The sequence below is a fragment of the Mucilaginibacter sp. AK015 genome (assembly GCF_014200785.1).
In the GTDB taxonomy this organism is placed as follows: Bacteria; Bacteroidota; Bacteroidia; order Sphingobacteriales; family Sphingobacteriaceae; genus Mucilaginibacter.
This window is the reverse complement of the sequence record NZ_JACHCV010000005.1, coordinates 197,390-215,282: the sequence shown is the minus strand read 5'-3', so window position 1 is coordinate 215,282 and position 17,893 is coordinate 197,390. Positions and strand designations below refer to the sequence as shown.

The following is a 17,893-nucleotide window of genomic DNA, read 5'->3' as shown; positions in this document are numbered from 1 at the left end:
AATAATCAAAATCTGCGTAGCTGTAACATCTGTTAGTAAATTTAGTCTGATTTTTATTTATACGGAATGGGTAAACTTTTATTTGACACTACGGGGCTTTCGGCAGCACAAATCAATGATTTTGAGGCCACCTGCAAGGCATTGAAAGAAAATTTCAGGATTGAGGTACCTGGTTATATCGATTTTAAACTGGAGCAGTTCGAGGCGTTGAACCACCACCGTAAAACCACCGTAAGAGATGCCTTTGCGATTAAAAATATTTGTGGAGATAGCTACCTGTTATTTGTGGAGATAGAAGCTTTGGCTAATCCGGCTAAAAGTAAAATCAAATATCAAACGGAGCAGCAACCGGTAGGGCTTGTTTATTTAAAACGCGATTTTGGCCGTGTATTTATACGTACCGAAACCTATATAGACAAAATGAGGGAATTGATATTCCCGATTGAGCTTGATTTTAGCGAGGATAGGCCTTTTAGCAAACGTTTTTACGTATTAACCGATGATAAGTACAAAACAGCCCTGGCCATGCAACAGGACTTTAGAGACGCAATGATGGCCATAAAGGAAACTGATTTTGTGGTGGAGATATTTGAGCATACGCTCATCATCAGTAATCCTAAACCCCTAACGCCAGAGCACACTTTATACCTGGCAGATTTTGTTGCCAGGCTGGCAGCGTTGAAGTGCTGATGATTCCTCTTACGTCATTACGAGGAGCGATAGCGACGTGGTAATCATAGACATGCATATCTCAAACTTTTCTGTCGAAGATTGCCACGCTATCGCTGCAATGACGGACTGTCGACTATCAAGATATTATTCGTTTAATAAATCGTCATAAAGATCTCTCCATTCCGAATTCGTAGCATTTATTAAATCAATTTTACTTTGTCGATTTCTATCTTTTATCCGTTTTTCTTCTGCTATTGCCTCTTCGATATGAGAATAGAAAAGATAATAAACTAATTTATTACAGTTATACTTTGCTGAAAAGCTTTTAGGATAAGTCTTGTTTTTATGATCCGATATACGACCTATAATATCAGACGTAACACCGGTATATAAGACGGTGTGTTCTTTATTTGTGATGATGTAAACACATCCGCCACGTTGCATTATCATAGTGCAATTTATAAAATAGCTTACTATAAATGCATCTTATCTACCTTTCCATCGAAGATTGCCACGCTACGCTCGCAATGACTAGAATATTATTTTTCTAAATTAATTGCCTCGGGTTCGCGCTTGCTAACGGTTATGATATTTTCGTTCTTATAATCGTTTTCAACCAGGCCATCGCGCATACGCACAATGCGGTGGGCGTGCAGGGCAATATCCTCTTCGTGGGTAACCAGTATAATGGTGTTGCCTTTTGCGTGGATATCTTCCATCAGGCCCATAATTTCTATCGAGGTTTTTGTATCCAGGTTACCGGTGGGCTCATCGGCAAGGATAATAGATGGGTTGTTTATCAGCGCGCGGGCTACAGCTACGCGCTGTCGCTGCCCACCCGAAAGTTCGTTGGGACGGTGATCGGTACGGTTGCCAAGCCCCACATTCTCCAGGGCTATGCGGGCGCGCTCGTTCCTTTTCTCTTTGCTTATACCGGCATATACCAGCGGCAGGGCAACATTATCCAGGGCGCTGTTGCGTGGTAAAAGGTTAAATGTTTGAAAAACAAAGCCAATCTCAGAGTTACGCACCTCGGCAAGGTCGTTATCAGTCATGTGGCTAACATTTATGCCGTTAAGTATATATTCGCCTTTGGTTGGCGTATCTAAACACCCTAAAATATTCATCAGGGTTGATTTACCGGAACCCGAAGGGCCCATCAGCGCAACAAATTCCCCCTTATTAATAGTTAGGCTTACCGATTTTATCGCGTGGATAATTTCAGATCCAATAACGTATTTTCTACCGATATCCTTAATGATTATAAGGGGCTCTTCCGTTTTTGTAGCTATGGGCATGTTCCGTTTTTGTTACTTTGACAGTATAGTGGTACAAAATGTTACAGGATTTTGAAAAAGAATCAAGAGTTAAGAATCAAGAGCCAAGACTAATATTAGCAATGTTTTTTCTTGACTCCTGTCTCTAATATCTTGACTCTACTTAATAACCTTCGCTACCAAAAAATGGCTTCCGTCATGATCGGGAGCGTTTTGCAGCGCCTCGGCAGTAGTAATTTCCTGCTTTACCACATCCTCGCGCAGTATGTTTGGCCCTTCGGTCATATAAACAAGGGGCTCGACGCCTGTTGTATCAACCTCGTTCAGTTTGTCCATAAAGCCCAGTATCTTATTCATATCCTTTATCATGGCCTGCTTTTCATCGGCGGCAAGTTGCAGCCTGGCCAGGTGGGCAATTTTATCAACCGTTTGTTCGTCTATGGTCATTTTCCTTGATCTTTTTACTGATAATCGCGTGCACCTGGTCGCGCAGGGCATCAGCATCATTAATAGTTAAATGCGCCGTTTCAACAGGCTTATGTACAAATATATCACATACACCCGGCTTCGAGCCATATTTATCACCGTCGTCCCATAATATTTTCCATGTATTTACTGACGTAACCGGGATAATAGGCACTTTAAGCTCGATAGCCATGCGGAACGGCCCGTTCTTAAACTGGTGCAGATGAGGCGGGTAGGTATCAGGAATAGTTGCTTCCGGAAATATAATAACCGTAATGCCATTTCCGAGTCTCTCCATCGCGGTTTTAAACGCCCGGAAAGATGCTATCTTACTTTCGCGGTTCACTGGTATATCTACCGTGCGGAAGAACAGGCGCGTAACCACCCCATCTACCAGTTCTTCTTTCCCCATAAAACAGCAGTTGCTTTTTACCAGCACACTCATGGCGGTAATATCCAGGTTAGAGGTGTGGTTGGGGCAAACAATATAGGTTTGGGTCCAGTCGATACTTTCCTCGAAATGATATTGGTACCTAATGCCCACACAAAACGAACTTACCACGCCCCACACGCGGCGCAGCCTGTTAAGGTGCTTATACCTTTCCGGCTTACGCGAAAAATAGTACATAAGGGGCCATAACAGGAAATAAAAAAATGCCACGCTACCCTGGTAAAGGTAAAGGTGCACTTTTTTCAATATCATATTCATCGCCGTCAAAATTAGAAAAAATAGTGACGTTTTAGCCGCCCCCTGAATCCCGCTCTACAGGTGCGAATTTTAAAAAAGCGCCTCTCCCCCGGCGAGGGGGTTTGGGGTGAGACTAAAAATACTTACTTTCGCCCCTTATATGGAAACTGTTGTTAGCGGCATTCGATCTACCGGGAATTTACACCTGGGCAATTACTACGGGGCGATACAAAACTTTGTAAAAATGCAAAACGAGTATAAGTGCTACTTTTTTATAGCCGACCTGCACTCGTTAACCACGCACCCCACGCCTGCCAATCTGCATGGCGCTGCCAAACAGGTTTTGGTAGAGTACCTGGCGGCCGGTATCGACCCGGAAAAAGCAACCATATATTTACAGAGCGATGTACCCGAGGTTATTGAACTTTATTTGTACCTGAACATGAACGCATACCAGGGCGAACTGGAACGCAGCACATCGTTTAAAGATAAAGTACGCGCCAATCCGGATAATGTTAACGCAGGCCTGTTAACATATCCTGTTTTGATGGCTGCCGATATATTGATACATCATGCAACTAAAGTGCCCGTTGGTAAAGACCAGGAACAACACCTGGAAATGACCCGCACGTTTGGCAACCGCTTTAACAGGCTATATAAAAATGACTATTTTACCGAGCCTTACGCATTTAACTTTAGCGAGAGCCTTGTAAAAATACCCGGACTTGACGGCAAAGGCAAAATGGGTAAAAGCGAAGGAGAAGGCAATGCCATTTTCCTTTCGGATACACCCGAGGCCATTCGCAAAAAGGTAATGCGCGCGGTTACCGATGGTGGCCCCACACAGGAAAACCAACCCAAGCCTCAGGAGATACAAAACCTTTTCGACCTGATGAAGGTAGTATCGGCACCTGATACACTGGCACATTTTGATAACCTGTATAACACCTGCGCTATCCGCTACGGCGACCTTAAAAAGCAGCTTGCCGAGGATATGATCATCGCGACGGCACCCATACGCGAAAAAATAAACGACATAGCCAACGATGCACCTTTATTAAGGCAGGTTGCCCGGTACGGTGCGGCCAAAGCCCGCGAAAGTGCTTCAAAAACCATTAAGGAAGTACGTGAAATTATCGGTTTCAGAAGTTTTTAGATGGTTGATAGTTGATGGTTCGTAGTTCATAGTGTATATTAGCGATGTAGCTAATGTGTTTGAGCGGTGGCCTCCTGACCATGAACTATGATCTGTTAACCATGAACAAATAATCGCAATAAAAGTATGCACATAGCTATTGTAGGAAATATTGGCGCCGGTAAAACCACCCTTACCGAAATGTTAGCGAAAAATTACGGATGGGAACCCCTTTTTGAGGCGGTTGACAATAACCCCTACCTGGAAGATTTTTACAACGAAATGAAGCGCTGGAGCTTTAACCTGCAGATATATTTCCTGAACAGCCGTTACCGCCAGATAGTGGATATTCAGAAAGGCGGCCGTAATATTATACAGGACCGCACCATTTACGAGGATGCCCACATTTTTGCCGAGAACCTGCACGATATGGGCCTGATGACCACCCGCGATTACAAGAATTATCAAAGCATGTTTGATAATATTACCGAATTTATCAAACCACCCGACCTGCTTGTTTATCTAAAGGCCAGCGTGCCTACCCTGGTTAACAACATACAGCGCCGCGGCCGCGAATATGAAATAGGCATCAGGATAGATTACCTGTCTAAACTCAACGAGAAATACGACAAGTGGATAAAGGGCTACAATTTGGGCAAACTGCTGGTGCTTGATAAGGACAACCTTGACTTTGCCAACAACACCGAAGACATGGCCACCATTGTAAACCTGATAGAGCGCGAAATAAACGGGTTGTTTTAATTATCAGATACCGGCCCCGCCACGCAAACAGCCGCTTTTGCAGTTACAGAGCACACTATATTGTCAATGCAATAATCACAGATAATAAACGTAGTGACGTTGTTGTGTCACCAATATTTTCATAGTTCTGATTATCAGGCGTTCACGTTTGTTCACGGTGTTCACGTGGCGCGAACGTGAACACTTCATTGATACTTATATACATCCTTCTGACAGTAAGCCGCTATAACTTTCAATAACCAAAACCTTTTCAACATTTATAACTTAAGCCTGCAAATACCGCAAAATTTACTACTTTTGTATCCCGTACACAAACAATTGGTTTCGGCATAAAAACCGCTTACCGGATTTCAAAAAAATCATGACTAAATACATTTTTGTTACGGGTGGAGTTACCTCATCGTTAGGAAAAGGCATTATTTCGGCCTCATTAGCTAAACTTTTACAGGCACGCGGCTACCGCGTCACCATCCAAAAATTCGATCCTTACATTAACATTGATCCGGGTACCTTAAACCCTTACGAACATGGCGAATGCTATGTTACCGAGGATGGCGCCGAAACCGACCTTGACCTTGGCCACTACGAGCGTTTTTTAAACACGCCTACCTCAAAAGCCAATAACATCACCACCGGCCGTATTTACCAGAACGTAATCAATCGCGAACGCGAAGGCGCATTCCTTGGTAAAACCGTACAGGTTGTACCCCATATTACCGATGAGATAAAACGCAACATGCGCATACTGGGCGAAACCGGCGATTACGATATTGTAATTACCGAGATAGGCGGTACCGTAGGAGATATCGAGTCGTTACCGTTTGTGGAAGCCGTAAGACAGTTTAAATGGGAAGCGGGCTCTGGCAACGCGCTGGTGATACACCTTACGCTTATACCGTTTTTAGCCGCTGCCGGCGAACTAAAGACCAAACCTACCCAGCACTCTGTTAAAATGCTGCTTGAGTATGGTATACAGCCTGATATACTGGTGTGCCGTACCGAGCACCATATAAACGCCGATATCAGAAAAAAAATAGCATTGTTTTGTAACGTTAACATCAACGCCGTTGTCGAATCCATGGACGCGTCGACGATTTATGATGTGCCGTTGCTGATGCTGAAAGAACAACTGGACAAAACGGTTTTAACAAAGTTAAAGTTATCGCACAAAAACGAGCCAAACCTGGAAAACTGGAAGGATTTTCTGGGCCGTTTGAAAAACCCTACTTCTGAAGTGAAAATTGGGTTGGTAGGTAAATATGTAGAGCTGCCGGATGCTTATAAATCAATTATAGAGGCGTTTATACATGCCGGTGCAAAAAACGAGTGCAAGGTACGTGTACAATACATCCCGTCAGAACAGTTAACGCCGGTTAACGCTATCGAAAAATTGCGCGGCCTGCATGGCGTATTGGTTGCACCGGGCTTTGGCGAGCGTGGCTTTGAAGGTAAGATAGAGGCTATACGCTATGTGCGCGAAAACAATATCCCGTTCTTTGGCATTTGCCTGGGGATGCAATGTTCGGTAGTTGAGTTTGGGCGCAATGTTTTAGGGTTAAAGGACGCCAGCAGCACCGAAATGAACCCCGATACGCCTCATCCGGTAATTGATATGATGGAAGAGCAAAAAGGAATTGTAAATAAGGGCGGAACCATGCGTTTGGGCGCATACCCATGCGATCTGAAAAAGAACAGCAAGGCAGCCCTTGCTTACGGTAAAACACATATCAGCGAGCGCCACAGGCATCGTTTTGAGTTTAACAACAAATATTTGAAAGATTACGAGCAGGCCGGCCTGGTACCATCGGGTATCAATCCTGATAATGGCCTTGTTGAAGTTGTAGAGCTTAAAAATCACCCGTTTTTTGTAGGCGCGCAGTTTCACCCCGAATTAAAATCAACGGTTGCTAATCCGCACCCACTTTTTATTAACTTTGTCGCCGCTTCGCTGGCTTACGCCCGCAAGAACTAATTTTAGTACGATACACACATAATGGATAAAAATACTTTTACAGGGTTATTCCTGATCATGATCATCATGGGTGTTGGCATATGGGTTATGAAACCCTCGGAAGCCGACATCAAAAAAGAACAGCTTACTGTTCACCAGGATTCGATAAAAAAAGGCCTGATCAAAACACAGGCTTCAGCAGCAACTACTACTGTGGCTGTTAAAGCCGATACCGTTAAAAAAGCAGGTGTTGATTCTGCTGTTTTAAAAACACCTTTCGGCGCGGCTACCATAGGCACCGAGCAATTTGTAACCATCGAAAATAAAGAGCTGCGCTTAAAGCTATCTACAAAAGGCGGTCGTATTTTTAGCGCCGAGCTAAAAAATTACAAAACTTTTGATAAAAAACCCCTGATACTGTTTGAAGGCAATACAAATAAGTTTGGTATAACCCTTAAAGCCGGCGACAGGAACCTGAATACAAATGACTTGTACTTTACCCCTACCGCAACATCATTAAAGGTTGCTGAACAGGATTCGGGATCGGTTACCATGCGCTTAAGCTATAGCCCCACCCAGTATATAGATTATATATATACGCTTAAAGGCAAAGGCTTTAAACTGGGCCTTAATATAAAATCAACCGGGTTAGACCAGGTTGTTGCTAACAGCAACGTTTATAACCTTAACTGGGCTGCAAGCCTGCCTAAGCAGGAAAAAGACATTGCCCAGGAGCGCCAGTACAGTACTGTTTATTTCAAAAACACCGAAAACGAAGTAGATTACTTAAGCGAGGCTAAGGACGATCAGAAATCGATTACAGATAAAAAGCTACAGTGGGTTGCCTTTAAACAGCATTTCTTTTCGAATGTACTCATCGCCAAGGGCGGCATAACAAAATCTGACCTTAACGTTGCTACCGACGTGGCCGACACCACCGACGTAAAACAAATGAAGGCCGACCTTACGCTTAACCGTAATGCCGATGGCTCGGCCCCGCTTGAATTTTACTTTGGCCCTAACCGCTTTAACACGCTTAAAGAACAGGGCTACGACCTGCAAAAGCTGGTTAACCTGGGCTGGGGGCCGTTAAAATACATCAACCAGTTTGCTGTATTACCACTGTTTAACTTTTTAAATAAGTTTAACTGGAACTATGGTATTATCATTTTGATATTAACCATTGTACTTAAGCTGGTGTTGGCGCCGCTTACCTATAAATCGTACCTAAGCATGGCTAAAATGCGTGTGCTTAAGCCTGAAATGGACGAGATAAAAGGTAAGGTTGGCGAGGATAACCCTACCCTTTTACAACAGGAATATTTAAAGCTTTACAAAAAAGCAGGGGTAAACCCGCTGGGAGGCTGCTTGCCGCTGCTGATACAAATGCCGATTGTGATCGCCTTCTTCCGCTTTTTCCCAAGCTTGTTTGAGCTTAGGGGCGAAAGCTTTTTGTGGATGCATGATCTTTCGACCTACGATGCGGTAATTACTTTTGGGAAGATCCCTTTTATTGGTAACCACATCAGCTTAATGTGTTTGCTAATGACCATATCTACATTGATATACACTTATTTTAATAATCAGATATCTGGCGCTACCGGGCAAATGAAATATATAGGGTATATAACCCCTATCATTTTCCTGGCTACATTAAACAGCTATCCCTCAGGTTTGAACTATTACTACTTTTTAGCCAACATGCTGACATTCGCGCAGCAATATATGATCAGGCTGATGGTTGATGATAAAAAGATACACGCCCAGATCCAGGAAAACAAAAAGAAACCAGATGATCCTAAAAAGAAGAAATCAGGCTTCGCTGCCAAAATGGAAGAAATGATGCGCCAGCAGCAACAAATACAGGCGAAGAAAGGAAAATAGTCCGAAAGTTGGAAGTCCGAAAGTCCGAAAGATATATCCTGGTAGTGTAATACTATCAGGATTTTTTTTGCTGCTCATTTTCTTCCAAACTTCGGACTTCCGGACTTTCGGACTTCCGACTAATATTATTAGCAAAAATGTTTTATATTTGAAACCATGTATGCAATTGTAGATATCGAGACGACGGGCGGGCATGCCAGCGCTAATGGCATTACAGAGATTGCTATATGTATACATGATGGCAAAAAGGTTACCCGTCGCTTTGAAACGCTGGTAAACCCCCAGCGTGATATCCCGGTGTATATCCGCGCATTAACAGGTATCACTAACGAAATGGTGCAAACCGCCCCCGTTTTTGAGGATGTGGCACACGAGATATACCATCTGCTTAAGGGGCAGATATTTGTAGCTCACAATGTAAACTTCGACTACTCTTTCCTGCGTTATCACCTTAACGCCGCTGGTTACGATTTAAACGCAAATAAACTTTGTACCGTACGTTTGGGTCGTAAAATTATGCCTGGGTTGATGTCATACAGCTTGGGTAAGCTTTGTACGCACCTGGGTATCCAAAACAATAGCCGCCACCGTGCCATGGGGGATGCCGAGGCTACCGCGCAATTGTTCGGTTTGTACCTAAAAAGCGATACCAACAACCATATTGCCCAGGCTTTGAAGCAAAACAGCAAAGAACAGGTACTGCCAGCTAACCTGCCGAAAGCTGATATCGAGGCGCTGCCAAACATGACCGGCGTATATTACTTTCATGATCAAAAAGGGAAGGTGATTTACGTAGGCAAGGCAAAAAATATCCGCAAAAGGGTATGCAGCCATTTTACCGGCAACAACCCTAATGCACAGCGACAAGAATTCCTGAAAAATATTTACCATATCAGCCACCAGGTATGCGGCACCGAACTGGTTGCCTTTGTGCTGGAAGCGGTAGAAATAAAACGCCTTTGGCCCAAATATAACCGGTCGTTAAAGCGGTTTGAAAATACTTACGGGCTGTACGTTTTTGAAGATCAGCGCGGATACATGCGACTGGTTGTTGATAAACACCGCAAATATATGCCGGCAGTTTATGCCTGCAATTCGCTGTACGAGGGGCGAAACCTGCTTTTAAACCTGATTGATACGTATGGCCTTTGCCCGAAGCTGTGCTTTATCCAAAAAAACGATCAGCCATGTAACGGTGCCAACGTGGGGACATGCGCCTGCGAGGGCCACGAGTTACCCAACGTATACAACGAGCGCATACAAGGCGCGCTTAACGAACTGAAAAAAGCATTACCAACCTTTGCTATACGCGGCGAAGGCCGTACCGATGACGAGCATAGCTGCATACTCATCGAAGAAGGCCGCTTTTATGGCATGGGTTATATATCTCATTACTATAACGCCGATAATATTCAGGCGCTTAAAAATTACTTAACACCCTACCCGGGTAACGATTATATCCGCAATATTGTAACCGGTTACGCCGACAGATTTCCGCAACGTAAAGTGAGTTTTTCAGTTTTGTAAAAACCCAATACGGTGTTCATGCTTAACACATGAACATTCTTGAATATCACACACTTACAAAATAGCGTCACCGCTATTCATTTACCCGGCTTACCCTTCCTTCAACCTTTCACCAGAGAAATTCAAAACAAACCTTTTTCTCGCAGGTTAATAGATTATCAAATAACATTATTAACTAACCTATGGATAGCATTAATCAAAACCAACCCGAAGATAATTTTGAGAATTTACAAGGAAACGAGGCCTGGAAAAAACTAAAGGAAATGACCGAAGGTGTAAGCTGCTTTTTTTGCAGCAATATTAAAACCGGGCTGCCTTTTTCTACCCGCCCTATGTCGCCGCAAAAGGTTGACGACAATGGCGATATGTGGTTTCTGAGCGCAAACGACAGTCATAAAAACGCGGAAATAGAACAGGACCCAATGGTGCAGTTATTGTTCCAGGGTTCTAAGTACTCCGACTTTTTAACCGTTTACGGCATTGCCGAAATAAGCGAGGATAAAGAAAAAATAAAAGAACTATGGGAACCCATCCTAAAAACCTGGTTTACCGAAGGTGAGGACGACCCGAGGATATCGGTGATAAAAGTATCGCCAACACAAGGTTACTACTGGGATAACAAACACGGCAATGCCGTCGCATTCGTAAAACAACTGGTAGGCGCCGCTATCGGCAAAACGCTCGATGATTCGATAGAAGGAAAATTGGAAGTTTAGAATAAAAGACGCAAGAGTCAAGAATCAAGACATAGGACATACTCTTTCTTGATTCTTGACTCTTATTTCTTGGCTCTAAATAACCCCCGCTTTTTGTAACTCTATCTGCATCTGTCGCTGCAGTTTTAGTGCTTCGGCACGGGCAGCATCGGCAAAATCTTCGCCGTTGCTTGCATAAATGATGCCGCGCGATGAGTTTACAATAAGGCCGCAGTCTTTCGTCATACCATACTTACAAACATCCTCCAGGCTACCACCCTGCGCACCAACGCCGGGCACCAGTAAAAAGTTATCGGGCGCATGCTTGCGTATATCGGTAAACTCCGTGCTTTTTGTAGCGCCAACAACAAACATCAGCCTGTCGGCACCGGCCCAGGTATTTGCCTTTTTTATTACGGTTTCGTAAAGGTAGCCGTCGCCTGTGTTCAGGTACTGAAAATCCTTGCTTCCTACTGACGAAGTTAGCGCCAGTATGATCACCCATTTACCGTCGTACTTCAAATAAGGGGTTACGCTATCATTGCCCATATAAGGAGTTACGGTGATAGCATCAAAGCCCATGCCCGATGTTTCCTCATTAAAAAAGGCTTTGGCATAATTGTCTGATGTGTTGCCTATATCGCCCCGTTTTGCATCAATAATACTTAAAACGTCCTTTGGCAGGTATTGTGCTGTACTGATAAGGCTTTGCAGGCCCTTTAAACCTCGGCTTTCGTAAAAGGCAGCGTTGGGTTTATAGGCAATGCACAGATCTTTTGTAGCATCAATAATGCGTTTGTTAAACTCAAATGCCGGGTCAGGGTATTGCTTCAAAAATTCCGGGATCTTGTCGATATCCGTATCAAGCCCAACGCATAAAAACGACTTTTTTTGTTTGATCTGTTCAATTAGCTGGGCGCGTGATATCATGTAGATTTTGAATTTGTTATGGTGCAGCAAAACTAAAAAATTAAACTTAACAGCTTATTTTTTTAATAAATTTGCATTGTAATTTAATTTCGTTAAAATTGCAGTGTTTTCCTGCATTATTTCTTGCACTAAAGAAACAATTTTGATCTCCACGTTATTTATTAGCTAATACATTACCTGGGCTTAGTAATTGCATAATCAGGGCTTCACAAAACAACTTTCATATAAAAAATCCTTTTGAACTATAATTCATATCATGTCTGATACAATCGAATTGAACGACAAACTCGTATCTGAGTTGCGCGAAATTGCTAAAAGTTTAGGTATTGCAGAGGCAGATGAGCTTAGAAAAGCACAGCTGATAGGTAAAATTGTTGAGCAGCAGCAATTGATAGAAGCCGCAAGAAACCAGCAAGCCACTGTTGAAAATAATTATGCAGAAAAACCGGCTGTTGCAGCCGCCGAAAATATCGAGAAAACACGGAAACGTGTACGCTCTGTGAAAACCAAAGACCAGCCACGCATAGAAGTACCTTTGGATGACACTAACCTTTTTAACCAGGAGGATGACGAACCGTTAACCGACGATAACGAAAATGCCGCTACCCCCGAAGCAACCCGTATTGGCGAAGTAGCCGAAACCGGAGAAACAACGGAGCAGGCCGGACAGCCGGAACAGCCTGCTGCAGAAAGCCGCCCGCAAAAATTTGATCGCCGCGCTAATCAAAACCAGCCTAAGAACCAGGAACCAGCGGTTAATCTTGATTTTGATAACGTAATTGTTAACGAGGGCGTGTTAGAAATAATGCCTGATGGTTACGGCTTCCTGCGCTCGTCAGATTATAACTACCTTACTTCGCCCGATGATATATACGTATCGCAATCGCAGATAAAATTGTTCGGGTTAAAAACCGGCGATACGGTGCGCGGCAGTATACGCCCGCCAAAAGAGGGCGAAAAATATTTTCCGCTGGTACGGGTTGAGGCTATAAACGGCCGCATACCTGCCGAAGTGCGCGATCGGGTACCTTTTGACCACTTAACGCCACTTTTCCCCTCTGAAAAGCTGAGCTTGTTTACTGATGCGGGTAACTACTCTACCCGTATTATGGACCTGTTTTCACCTATTGGGAAGGGCCAGCGCGGTTTAATTGTCGCGCAGCCAAAAACGGGAAAAACCATGTTGCTGAAGGATGTTGCTAACGCGATAGCCAAAAATCACCCCGAGGTGTACCTGATCATATTATTGATAGATGAACGCCCCGAGGAGGTTACTGATATGGCCCGCAGCGTGCGCGCAGAAGTAGTGTCGTCAACCTTTGATGAACCTGCGGAGCGACATGTAAAAATTGCTAATATTGTGTTAGAAAAAGCAAAACGTATGGTGGAATGTGGCCACGATGTAGTTATCCTGTTAGACTCTATCACTCGTTTGGCGCGTGCATACAACACGGTGGCGCCTGCATCGGGCAAAATATTATCGGGTGGTGTTGATGCCAACGCATTGCACAAGCCGAAACGCTTTTTTGGAGCGGCCCGTAACATTGAGGATGGCGGCTCGCTAACGATTATAGCTACAGCGCTTACTGAAACGGGATCTAAAATGGACGAGGTTATATTTGAAGAGTTTAAGGGTACGGGTAACATGGAGTTACAACTGGATCGTAAACTTTCAAACAAACGTATATTCCCGGCTATTGACATTACCGCGTCAAGCACCCGCCGCGATGACCTGTTACTTGACCGCGACACGTTGCAGCGTATCTGGATACTGCGCAACCACCTTGCCGATATGAACTCGCAGGAATCAATGGAGTTTTTACAGGCGCAGATAAAAGGTACCCGTACCAACGAAGAATTTTTGATATCCATGAATTCATAATATATTTACACCAAAAGGAGTTATAAATAACGTAAGGTTAATTATAACTCCTTTGGTTTTTGTAAAATTTATGATACCTTCATGACATTATGAGGCGACGGGTTAAAAAACATCTTCCAAACGCTATTACATGTGCAAACCTGTTCAGTGGCTGCATTGGCATTGTTTTTACTTTTCAGGATAACCTTGTTTTTGCCGCCTATGCCATTTTCCTGGCAGCTATTTTCGATTTTTTTGATGGCTTTGCCTCGCGTGTGCTGCAATCTTTTTCGGGAATCGGTAAAGACCTTGATTCGCTGGCAGATATGGTGAGTTTTGGCGTGCTACCATCAGCCATAATGTACGAGTTGCTTTTGCGCGCGCCGCAAATTGATCATGTAAGCGAGTACCTCAACTTTATAGCATTTCTGATCCCCGTATTCTCGGCATTACGCCTGGCTAAATTTAATACCGATACGCGCCAGGCCGAAAGCTTTATCGGCCTGCCTACCCCTGCAAATGCCATACTGATAGGCTCAATACCATTGATACTTGCACAATACAATGGCCTCTCGCGCTATATCCTAAACCCATATGGCCTGTCGCTGTTTATTGTGGTGATGTGTACACTGCTGGTTGCCGAAATTCCGTTGATGTCGCTTAAATTTAAGAACCGCGATTTTAACAAAAACTTTTATCGTTATTTATTGCTGCTGTTTTCGGCAATACTCATACTATTTTTTAAATTTGCCGCAGTTCCGGTGGTTATAGTAATGTATATCACCCTATCGTTAATTCAACTAAAATTTGCAGACGGTACCCTAATGAGCGGCCACAAAAAAAATTATTAAGCCCTTATTATTACCGTTCTTTAACAAAAACACCTGATGAAAAAATTCCTGGCCGAAATTGATGTAATGCCCAAAAAAGAGATACTTGACCCACAGGGAAAGGCAGTTACCGGCAGCATGAAAAACCTGGGCTTATCTGAGATACAAAATGTGCGTATTGGTAAACATATTTCGCTTGAGATTGATGCCGACAGCGCCGAAACCGCCAGTGCAAAAGTTGACCAGGCCTGCAAAAACCTATTAGCCAACCTGATCATGGAAAGTTACAGCTTTAAGCTGGTGGAAGTTGCATAAGTTATAAATCGAAAGTTTAAGTCGAAAGTCTGTTTAACGGGCTAATATCTATAAACATAAAAGGGAAAGGCAATCACATATGATTTTGCCTTTCCCTTTTTCTATACTTTCCGACTTAAGACTTTCGGCTCAAGACTTCTATAAATTCGCTTCCTTTTCTCTTTTTATTTTTTCAAGTGCTATAAGATTGTTTTCTACAACCTGTTTAACTGTGTTAAATTTAGCAGTTATTTCTGCAGGATTTGCACCGCCAGCTTTACAGGCAAGTTCAACTTCCTGTATATTGGCCTGGCTTAGCGGCATTCCAAAAAAGCCCAGGTTTGGCTTTAGTTTATGGGCCGATTGCGCTGCAACTACCCAATCGCCTGTGTTTATAGCCATGCTTATGGCATCCAGCAGTTGCGGTGTTTGCTCTAAAAACATGCCTATCGAATCAACAATAAATTCATCGCTGCCATCGGCTATCTCATAAAGGAAAGAAAGATCGAGGTCTTGAGTTGGTAAATTATCAGACATTATAAAGGTTTATCAAATCAAAATTATAATTTTTTTACAATCAAGTCGTCTTTTAGATCACTTTTCAGCTCCAAAATTGTTTTATTTAATACGGGGTGTATTAAACCGGGGGCCAGCACTCCTAAAGGCTCTAAGGTAAACCTGCGATTGTGCAATTGCGGATGCGGAACGATAAGATTGGGCTGGTTGATGATTTCGTCCCCATAAAACAAAATATCAATATCAATAGTGCGCGAACCCCATTTTTCCTCCCTACTGCGCCCCAGCACTGTTTCGATGTGCAATATTTTTGCTAAAACCTGTTGTGCCGTTAAATTGGTTTGCAGCATAATCACCTGGTTTAAATAGTCGGGCTGATTGGTTTTACCCCACGATTGTGTTTCGTAAACTGCCGACCTATCAACCACCGGCGCTATATCCTGCTCAATGCATGCTATTGCCTTGTGCAAAAACACATTACGATCTCCAAGATTGCTGCCCAGTAATAAAAAAACATTAATCATTGTTGTAACAAATATCGAGCTTAAGGCTCTTAATAATATGCGAATCGCTAAGTTTGCATATATAGATCATTTATAACAGTTAATGAAACAATTCTTCAAATTTGTATTGGCCAGTGTTTTAGGCGTCATTATTTCCTCAATTATCCTTTTCTTTTTGTTTTTTATACTGTTATCGGGGCTTATCCTATCAGCCGGGAGTGATAAAGCGGTAGACGTTGACGCAAATTCTGTACTGCATATCAAGCTTGATTACCCCATAAGCGAACGTACACCAAATAACCCGCTTGCCAACCTGAGCTTTTTAGGCTTTGACGGCGAAAAGGCTATCGGCCTGAACGATATTTTGGCATGCATCAAAAAAGCTAAAAAAGATGATAATATTAAAGGCATCTTTTTGGATGAGAGCTATATGATGAGTGGCCAGGCCACTACCGAAGAAATACGTAACGCACTTATCGACTTCAAAAAATCCAAAAAATTCGTGATCGCCTATTCAGAAATTTACACCCAAGGCTTTTATTACCTGGCGTCGGTGGCCGATAAGGTCTACATTAATCCAAAGGGGATCTTCGAATTCAGGGGTTTCAGTTCAGAGATCACCTTCCTGAAAGGCGCGCTTGATAAGCTGGGGATCGAGGCTCAGATCATCAAGGTTGGTACTTACAAAAGCGCTGTTGAGCCATTGGTGTTAACTAAAATGAGCGATGCCAACCGTTTACAGGTAACTTCATATTTAGGCTCAATGTATGATCATTTCCTTACAGGAATAGGCAAAAGCCGCAATATCAACAAAGATTCGTTGTTTAATTATGCCAATAGCGGCCGTATACAACAACCCGAAGACGCTTTGAAATATAAGTTGGTTGATGGCTTAAAGTATAAGGACGAAATACTATCTGACCTGAAAAAACGTACCGGCCTCCAGGAAAAAAATAATATGGCCAGCGTTGACCTTAACGATTATGTGAAAAGCGGTACGAGGGCAGATACCGACCCTAAGGATGTAAGCTACAAAAACCGCATAGCAATTGTGTATGCATCGGGTGAAATTTCGGGTGGCAACGGCGATGATAACAGTATAGGGTCTGAAACCATATCAAAGGCTTTGCGAAAAGTACGGATGGACAACAATGTAAAAGCCGTGGTGCTGCGCGTAAATTCGCCGGGAGGCAGTTCGCTGGCATCTGACGTGATATGGCGCGAGGTAATGCTTACTAAAAAAGTGAAACCTATTATTGTATCTATGGGCGATGTGGCTGCATCAGGCGGCTATTATATAGCCTGCGCGGCCGATTCTATTATAGCCGAGCCTAATACCATCACCGGGTCGATAGGCATTTTTGCCGTGCTGCCCAATATGCAAAAACTGTTTAATGATAAGCTGGGTATTACCTTTGATGGTGTAAAGACGGGCAAATTTGCCGACCTTGGCGATGTAAGCCGCCCCCTAACCCCCGAAGAAAGACTTATACTGCAAAACAGCGTTAACCGCGGTTATGATGATTTTACAAAAGCAGTGGCGGCCGGCCGCGGTAAAACGCAGGCTTATATAAACAGCATTGGCCAGGGCCGTGTATGGACTGGTACGCAAGCCCTGCAAAATGGCCTGGTTGACAGGTTGGGCAATATTAACGACGCTATACAATCCGCAGCTAAAAAAGCCGGTGTTAAAGAATATAAAATAGTAAGCTACCCCGAGCAAAAAAGCTTCTTGAACAGATTTGGCGAAGGCTTAACAGCCGAAGTGAAAGCCCATTTTGTAAAAGCCGAGCTTGGCGATAACTACCGTTATTACGAACAAATAAAAGGCGTTACCAAAATGATGCGCACCCCGCAAATGCGTATGCCTTACGATGTGGTGATTCGATAACCACCCGCTTAT

The 17,893-nt window shown here is 43.4% G+C and carries 18 protein-coding genes; 11 read left to right on the top strand and 7 right to left on the bottom strand.

Annotated features, from left to right (window positions below; genetic code table 11):
• The first annotated feature begins 66 nt into the window (after nt 1-66).
• Complete coding sequence (locus HDC91_RS18380; protein ID WP_183554671.1) at nt 67-690, top strand: hypothetical protein; 624 nt, start codon at nt 67-69, stop codon at nt 688-690.
• Between the two features lie 126 nt (nt 691-816).
• Here HDC91_RS18380 and HDC91_RS18375 read toward each other — a convergent pair whose 3' ends face one another.
• From HDC91_RS18375 to HDC91_RS18360, 4 genes are all read right to left on the bottom strand, one after another.
• Nucleotides 817-1,122, bottom strand: a complete 306-nt coding sequence (locus HDC91_RS18375) for a GIY-YIG nuclease family protein (RefSeq protein ID WP_255476790.1) — start codon at nt 1,120-1,122, stop codon at nt 817-819.
• 89 nt (nt 1,123-1,211) lie between these two features.
• Complete coding sequence (locus tag HDC91_RS18370; RefSeq protein ID WP_183554669.1) at nt 1,212-1,970, bottom strand: ABC transporter ATP-binding protein; 759 nt, start codon at nt 1,968-1,970, stop codon at nt 1,212-1,214.
• Nucleotides 1,971-2,108: 138 nt separating this feature from the next.
• Nucleotides 2,109-2,396, bottom strand: a complete 288-nt coding sequence (gatC, locus tag HDC91_RS18365) for an Asp-tRNA(Asn)/Glu-tRNA(Gln) amidotransferase subunit GatC (RefSeq protein WP_183554667.1) — start codon at nt 2,394-2,396, stop codon at nt 2,109-2,111.
• Entirely contained in the window at nt 2,371-3,123 is a 753-nt protein-coding gene (locus HDC91_RS18360; protein ID WP_183554665.1) for a 1-acyl-sn-glycerol-3-phosphate acyltransferase, read from the bottom strand. Before HDC91_RS18360 ends, gatC begins: the two co-directional genes overlap by 26 nt.
• 139 nt (nt 3,124-3,262) lie before the next feature.
• Between HDC91_RS18360 and trpS the strand changes: the two genes are divergently transcribed.
• From trpS to HDC91_RS18330, 6 genes are all read left to right on the top strand, one after another.
• Complete coding sequence (gene trpS, locus HDC91_RS18355; RefSeq protein WP_183554662.1) at nt 3,263-4,258, top strand: tryptophan--tRNA ligase; 996 nt, start codon at nt 3,263-3,265, stop codon at nt 4,256-4,258.
• Nucleotides 4,259-4,384: 126 nt separating this feature from the next.
• Complete coding sequence (locus tag HDC91_RS18350; RefSeq protein WP_183554660.1) at nt 4,385-4,999, top strand: deoxynucleoside kinase; 615 nt, start codon at nt 4,385-4,387, stop codon at nt 4,997-4,999.
• Nucleotides 5,000-5,360: 361 nt separating this feature from the next.
• Nucleotides 5,361-6,971 carry a CTP synthase gene (locus tag HDC91_RS18345; RefSeq protein ID WP_162432932.1) on the top strand — a complete coding sequence of 537 codons (1,611 nt, stop codon included), beginning with the start codon at nt 5,361-5,363 and terminating at the stop codon, nt 6,969-6,971.
• Between the two features lie 21 nt (nt 6,972-6,992).
• The gene (yidC, locus tag HDC91_RS18340) at nt 6,993-8,834 is read left to right on the top strand and encodes a membrane protein insertase YidC (RefSeq protein ID WP_183554658.1); all 1,842 of its coding nucleotides are present in this window, start codon (nt 6,993-6,995) and stop codon (nt 8,832-8,834) included.
• Nucleotides 8,835-8,990: 156 nt separating this feature from the next.
• Entirely contained in the window at nt 8,991-10,361 is a 1,371-nt protein-coding gene (locus HDC91_RS18335) for an exonuclease domain-containing protein (RefSeq protein WP_183554656.1), read from the top strand.
• 182 nt (nt 10,362-10,543) lie between these two features.
• On the top strand, nt 10,544-11,077 hold the full coding sequence (locus HDC91_RS18330) for a pyridoxamine 5'-phosphate oxidase family protein (protein ID WP_183554654.1): 534 nt from the start codon (nt 10,544-10,546) through the stop codon (nt 11,075-11,077).
• A gap of 75 nt (nt 11,078-11,152) precedes the next feature.
• On the opposite strand, the gene pyrF is transcribed toward HDC91_RS18330, so the two are convergent.
• On the bottom strand, nt 11,153-11,983 hold the full coding sequence (gene pyrF / locus HDC91_RS18325) for an orotidine-5'-phosphate decarboxylase (RefSeq protein ID WP_183554746.1): 831 nt from the start codon (nt 11,981-11,983) through the stop codon (nt 11,153-11,155).
• Between the two features lie 259 nt (nt 11,984-12,242).
• On the opposite strand from pyrF, the gene rho reads away from it, so the two are divergent.
• From rho to purS, 3 genes are all read left to right on the top strand, one after another.
• On the top strand, nt 12,243-13,868 hold the full coding sequence (gene rho / locus HDC91_RS18320; protein ID WP_183554652.1) for a transcription termination factor Rho: 1,626 nt from the start codon (nt 12,243-12,245) through the stop codon (nt 13,866-13,868).
• An 89-nt stretch (nt 13,869-13,957) separates the two neighbouring features.
• The gene (gene pssA / locus HDC91_RS18315; protein WP_162432937.1) at nt 13,958-14,698 is read left to right on the top strand and encodes a CDP-diacylglycerol--serine O-phosphatidyltransferase; all 741 of its coding nucleotides are present in this window, start codon (nt 13,958-13,960) and stop codon (nt 14,696-14,698) included.
• 36 nt (nt 14,699-14,734) lie between these two features.
• Nucleotides 14,735-14,992, top strand: coding sequence for a phosphoribosylformylglycinamidine synthase subunit PurS (gene purS, locus HDC91_RS18310; protein WP_183554650.1), 258 nt, complete (start codon nt 14,735-14,737; stop codon nt 14,990-14,992).
• Between the two features lie 138 nt (nt 14,993-15,130).
• Here purS and HDC91_RS18305 read toward each other — a convergent pair whose 3' ends face one another.
• Both HDC91_RS18305 and folK read right to left on the bottom strand, forming a co-directional pair.
• Nucleotides 15,131-15,508: an Hpt domain-containing protein gene (locus HDC91_RS18305; protein ID WP_162432939.1), complete on the bottom strand. Its 378-nt coding sequence runs from the start codon at nt 15,506-15,508 to the stop codon at nt 15,131-15,133.
• A 23-nt stretch (nt 15,509-15,531) separates the two neighbouring features.
• Nucleotides 15,532-16,011 carry a 2-amino-4-hydroxy-6-hydroxymethyldihydropteridine diphosphokinase gene (folK, locus tag HDC91_RS18300; protein ID WP_183554648.1) on the bottom strand — a complete coding sequence of 160 codons (480 nt, stop codon included), beginning with the start codon at nt 16,009-16,011 and terminating at the stop codon, nt 15,532-15,534.
• Between the two features lie 82 nt (nt 16,012-16,093).
• Here folK and sppA point away from each other — a divergent pair, with 82 nt between their 5' ends.
• Complete coding sequence (sppA, locus tag HDC91_RS18295; RefSeq protein ID WP_183554646.1) at nt 16,094-17,881, top strand: signal peptide peptidase SppA; 1,788 nt, start codon at nt 16,094-16,096, stop codon at nt 17,879-17,881.
• Nucleotides 17,882-17,893: the final 12 nt, after the last annotated feature.